Source organism: Actinobaculum sp. oral taxon 183 str. F0552 (genome assembly GCF_000466165.1).
GTDB lineage: Bacteria > Actinomycetota > Actinomycetes > Actinomycetales > Actinomycetaceae > Peptidiphaga.
Window position 1 is genome coordinate 1 of record NZ_KE951460.1, and the last position, 5,113, is coordinate 5,113.

Annotated in this window: 5 protein-coding genes; all 5 read right to left on the bottom strand. The window is 60.6% G+C overall.

Annotated elements, in window-relative coordinates:
* The coding region (locus tag HMPREF0043_RS08210; protein ID WP_232206093.1) for a DUF4956 domain-containing protein at positions 1–711 on the bottom strand (711 nt) is incomplete at its 3' end.
* A gap of 609 nt (positions 712–1,320) precedes the next feature.
* A complete protein-coding gene (locus HMPREF0043_RS11160) occupies positions 1,321–1,689 on the bottom strand; it encodes a hypothetical protein (RefSeq protein WP_021602566.1) in 369 nt (122 codons plus the stop codon).
* 458 nt (positions 1,690–2,147) lie between these two features.
* Positions 2,148–3,101, bottom strand: a complete 954-nt coding sequence (locus HMPREF0043_RS11780; protein WP_021602567.1) for a hypothetical protein — start codon at positions 3,099–3,101, stop codon at positions 2,148–2,150.
* Positions 3,102–3,147: 46 nt separating this feature from the next.
* The gene (locus HMPREF0043_RS10320; protein WP_021602568.1) at positions 3,148–3,447 is read right to left on the bottom strand and encodes a hypothetical protein; all 300 of its coding nucleotides are present in this window, start codon (positions 3,445–3,447) and stop codon (positions 3,148–3,150) included.
* A gap of 417 nt (positions 3,448–3,864) precedes the next feature.
* Positions 3,865–5,113: hypothetical protein (locus HMPREF0043_RS11555; protein WP_021602569.1), on the bottom strand; the 1,249-nt coding region annotated here is incomplete at its 5' end.

Sequence of the window (5,113 nt, forward strand, 5' to 3'; positions counted from 1 at the left end):
GCCTTCGCCGGCGCCGCGGCCGGGCTGGGCCTGCGCCGGGTAGCCGGCCTGCCCCACCGCGCGGCCGCCTCGCGTCTGAGCCGTGCGTTCACCCTGGGCCGCGCGGCGATCCTGCGTCGTCTGACCGTCCTGCATCATGCGGTGGCCCTGGGTCGTGCGGACTCGCTTCCTCTTCAGCCTCCACGCCTTCGTGGTCTGATCCCGGCGAGCCTCCGTCTGATCTTGCTGATCTTGCCGGGTCTCCGAATAGCGGAGGTCGACATAGGTGGAATCGTTGACGTAGTCGAGTTTGATGATGCTGACTTCGCCGACCTCCAGGCTGGTGCTCCGGCGGATGTAGGCGGCCAGATCCTCCGTGTCCGGCAGGGCCCGGTCCACCACCATGGTCATGTGCCGCGATCGGCTCATGATCCTGGCCGAATCCGCGACCGCGAGCACGAGTACGATCGAGCCGATCAGCCCGGCCCCCGCCGCTATCCTGATTCCGGACAGGCCTCCGATCAGCCCGATGGCCAGGGCCGCGAAATAATAGGCGACCTCGACCTGCGACAGTTCCGTGGACCGGAGCCGGATGATCGACAGAACGCCGAACAGGCCCAGGCCCAGGCCCGCGCCCACCGTCGCGGTGGACAGGGCCGTCGTCACCGCCAGCACGCCGACGTTCACTCCCACCAGCGCCACCGCCAGGTCCTTGCGGCGATGACGCGGCACATACAAGGCGAACGCTAAAATTCCGATCGCCACCACATCGATGGCGAAAAGCCTCAAATCCATCGTACACTCCCTTCCCCTCCCCGTTCTGAGCCGATGAACGCGTCATCCAGCCGGAACGAGATTCGGTTGTGTAAATCAATGGCAAATTAGTTTTACATTTTGCCCATATTTACGTGTGATTTATGTATGACTATCCGCTGAATGTTTGCGAATTGAATGTCAGAAGCCTGTTCTTTTAGAACTATTTTATAGTAATAATAATTTCTTCTGACTTAATCGTGGCTCCAAATGGATGGGTGACTCCACTTGTTCCGCACACTTTAATACACGCCACGCATATTTAAGCAAGGCCCACACGTCAATGTGACGTAATACACTCGATTTCAGAGAGATATTGCCTTGCACATCCACGCAATGCGTGGCTCCGTGAGGCGCCCAGCACACGGCATGAGGCGTCCGGCACGCGCTCCCCCTGCCCCGAAGGCGCCCGATCCGTCCCGCGCGTTCGCCCTTTCCCGCTGCGTTCCAGGCACAAGTCGGCTGGCGCACGGTCCGGTTCTCCCCGCGCAATCAGGATCCCAACGGTTTCGACGCGGGAAGGGCACGCTAATCGGATCCGAAGTATTCGGGATATTCTTCGAATGGATCACGTTTAGAATGATCAAACCAACTATTCATAACATCTACATACTTTATACCATAATTAATTATAACATATGCATTAAAATCTCCATCAGCCATCCAAATTGGAACATTTTCCGGAAGAAGAGGACGGATCCACAAAGCAGTATTAAGGACTTCTCGCATATCGCCTTCACATGAAATCATTTTACTATCTCGAAAATGATTTAAACAAAGAATCAAATTGCCCCTATTGTATAGATATACAGAAATATCCACATAATTTCTATCGATCTTAGAATAGGTTTTTATATCTATTTCGTTCCAATATTTTTCGACATCATGAAGAAACATTTCTGAAGTAATAAGTATGCCGTTATTTGCAGGTTAAATATTGTCTTACTCATTAATTTTCTTTTCATTTTATTAGAATGATTTGGAAATTTTTATTCGCTTCGAATATATTTGTGACGAATTCTAACAAAAATTCTTTTGTTCTTTTCGTGTTTGTAACAATAGTTAATTTTTCTACGGGATTATCCTCTGATTCTATGATCTACTTATATCTTCCGAATTCATCGCGAGTTTTACTTATTATAAACTCCGGGGCATTTCCTTCGTGCATTGTTTTATTTTCTTCTCCAGAATGTTTTGTTTTCTATGCAACAACTATTTCTTTTTCATAGATGCATGATTTGCCGATACTTTCGTTCCGCCACCCACAATTTCCGCTTCATCAGGTGTCCCCAAAACTTTATGCTGGTAACGCAAAGCTTCCGAGTAAGGAGTTCGTCGATATACATCAAGATTATTTAAATAATCAATTTTTTCTTTATATGTCCACACCTTTCTTTTAGGTTCTTTCGAAAAGGCGTCTTCGTTATGATCGTCACGTTCATTATGATCATGATGATCTTCTTGTTTTGCTCTCCAGTGTGACGACTGTCGCCGTCTTTGTCAAAGTCCTCGGGGCTCCTACCTGCACGCGTCCCATCTTGCGGCTGGGCATCTGCTGAAGCATCTTTTGGATGTGACTCCTCATCGCGACGGTGTGCATGTCCATCATGGCCGCGGCTTGCATGCTCGCTACTGCCTCCGTGGTCACCCTGGTGGCCGCCTTGACCGTGGTCGTCGCAGGTGGAGGAGCCGTCGCCGTTCGGGTACCGGCCATCACCCGAACCACTCGTATGCTTCGTGTGGTCAGTGTGCCCGCTGCGGCCGCCGTTATGAGTAGATGCCTCCCCGCTGCTGTGCTGGACTGTTCCATGGCCGCCGTCGCCCTTCCCTCCGGTTGCGTGGCTGGACTCGCCGGCCTGATGATCGGAAGAGCTGCGGCCGGCACCGTCGTGACCGGCAGGCCGATGCGATGCAGAGGGGCTATGGTTCCCCGCATGGCCGGAACCGCGTCCGCCGTCGCCGGCGGTGTGGCCGGAGGGTGCGAAGCCGTCCGATCCTCTTGCCTGCCCATCAGTGTGAGCGTGCAAGGAACCATGCGCCTCATCGGAATGCCCATGCGAAGAACCGTGGGCGTGCTCCGCATGGGCGTTCCCGGCGTGAGCGTGGGAGGGGTGAGCGTAATGCGCGTGCTGGGCGCGGTCGTGGCGGCTGGCGACGTCGATGAGTTCACACTGCCTGCCGGGATGCTGCGTGCCGGGTTCGTCCTCGACGAGGACGTCCTTGTCCTCCGCCAGTTTCACCAGTTTGGCCGCCGTCTGGGCGGCCAGGATCAGGGATCTGATGTCGACTTCGAAATCGTAGGAGGGCATGGCGGGGCTTTTTCCGGGGTTCGATAGCGGTGGGTGTGCGGTCGTCTCAGTCGAGGATGGCGACGTTCTTGACTTCGGCCTCGTGGGCGAGTCTGGCGATCCTCTTCATCGCAGCCTCGGCTTTCCGGAGGGCAGAGGCCAACTCCCCGGCCTGATCGTCGATCATCCCGTCGGATTCGATCTGCGCCTGCCGGGACGCCCAACCGAGGCTCCAGCCCGAGACCAAGCCGGAAATGTCCTTGCGAGCGTCCTCTACCTCTCTGCGAAGGTCATCGGCCGCCTTCCTCAGCGCGGACTCGACGGCCTGGGCGTCCTCCAGGTGGAAGACGAATGCGCGGTTTGCCATGTCCTGACGAACCTCCCATGATGGCGGCGATCTCGGCGAAGGACGACGACACCTCGCGTTCGACTTCCGCCGCGATCCGATCCACATTCACCAGCCACTCGCCGTAGGCGGCGAGATCCGCGCACAAGCCCTGCAGCGACGGCATAAGCTGTTCCAATGCCTGGACCAACACGACTGTTCCGCTGTTCGTCACTCCGCGGATGTGCGATTCGAGGGAACGGATCAAATCCCGATTGATCGAGTCAACCCTGTCCGCACACGCTCGAGCCACACCTCCGGCGGCAACCTGCCGGGTGGTGCGAAAAGGCGGTTCCTCACCGTTGAGATTCCGCCAAACATACACGCCGGGAGATTTCGGAGCGGAAAGCGTCCCGGACTTATCGGGACGCCGATCCGCTCACGCCATCAGGGCAGCCTTTAGGCCATCAAGTCGCGGCGGGAGAGGCCCCGCGCGCCGACGAACGTGAGGATCGCGGCCAGCGCCAGGCACACGGCCGGGCCGGTCCACGTCCCTCCGGCCGTCTCGGCCCCCAGCACGTCGGGCTGGTGCGCGTACGGCGAAAGGCCGGCGAGCCACCTGGGAACGTCGACGAGCATGCTGGACACGGCCAGGAGCAGCGCGGCCACGAGGACGCCCCAGGAGACCGCCCTGGCCGCACGCGGCATCCATCCGTGCGCGGCGAAGACGACGCCCCCGTGCAGCAGGGCGGCCGGCCAGAGCGCAGCCGCCGCGAGCGCGACGCGCCAGGCCAGGCCCCACGGGTCGCTGGCTTCGGGGAGTTCGTCGACGAGGACGACCGGGATCGCGGTCGCGACCAGGCCGGCGACAGCGGCGACCACGAGGGCCCCGCTGCCGGCCAGCACCGCCGCCGCCTGGGCGGCCATCCACCGGCCGCGGCCGACCGGGGCGGCGAGAAGCCGCCCGAGCCGGCCCGACTCCTCGTCCCGCAGGCCGGCCAGGGCGATGGACACCGCGCATGCGCCGACCATGTAGCCGCCGTAGACGAGGATCGCTTTCAGGAAGTTCTCGACGGTCAGGCCCGACTCGGCCAGTTTCGCCATGAGGAGGCGGCCTTCGAACAGCGACGGGACGGCGTCCAGCGAGTCCCGGATGCCCACGGTGAGGGCGCCGTAGAGGAGGCCGAAGGCCAGGCCGCACGCGAGCCACCAGCGGCGCATCCCGCGGGTGGCGCCCATCGCCGTCGCGACGAGCCCGTTCGGGCCGGAGCACGCACGCCCCCTCCCCGCGGACAGGAAGGCGCCGAACCGCCCCGCACCCCACTGCCTGCCGGAGTGCAGCAGCAGACCTAAGGCTCCGACGGCTGCGGCCGCGGCGACGCCGACGGCGAAGGGCCCCCATCTCACGCCCGCCCAGGGGCGCATCTCCTGAGCCAGGCCGAACGGAGTCGCCCAAGAGAGGAAACCCGCCGATTCGCGCATGAGCGCCAGGCCCCGGATGGAGAACCAGACGAGGAGGAGCGTCATGCCGCCGGCTGTGGCCCCTCGGGCCGACGGCGCGACCGCGGTCACGACGAGGGCCGAGGAGGCCGAACAGAGGCCGACCATGGCTATGCCCGCGCCCATGGCCAGGGAGTCGGCGGCCTCCAGCCCGCCGGCGATCGCGGCCGCCGCGCAGGCCGCGCCGGCGCACGCGCTGCCGATCGCC

Bases quoted from the DNA above. Each gene is read 5' to 3' on its own strand.
- HMPREF0043_RS11160 (WP_021602566.1), bottom strand. From the start codon at position 1,689: ATGTTTCTTCATGATGTCGAAAAATATTGGAACGAAATAGATATAAAA.
- HMPREF0043_RS11780 (WP_021602567.1), bottom strand. From the start codon at position 3,101: ATGCCCTCCTACGATTTCGAAGTCGACATCAGATCCCTGATCCTGGCC.
- HMPREF0043_RS10320 (WP_021602568.1), bottom strand. From the start codon at position 3,447: ATGGCAAACCGCGCATTCGTCTTCCACCTGGAGGACGCCCAGGCCGTC.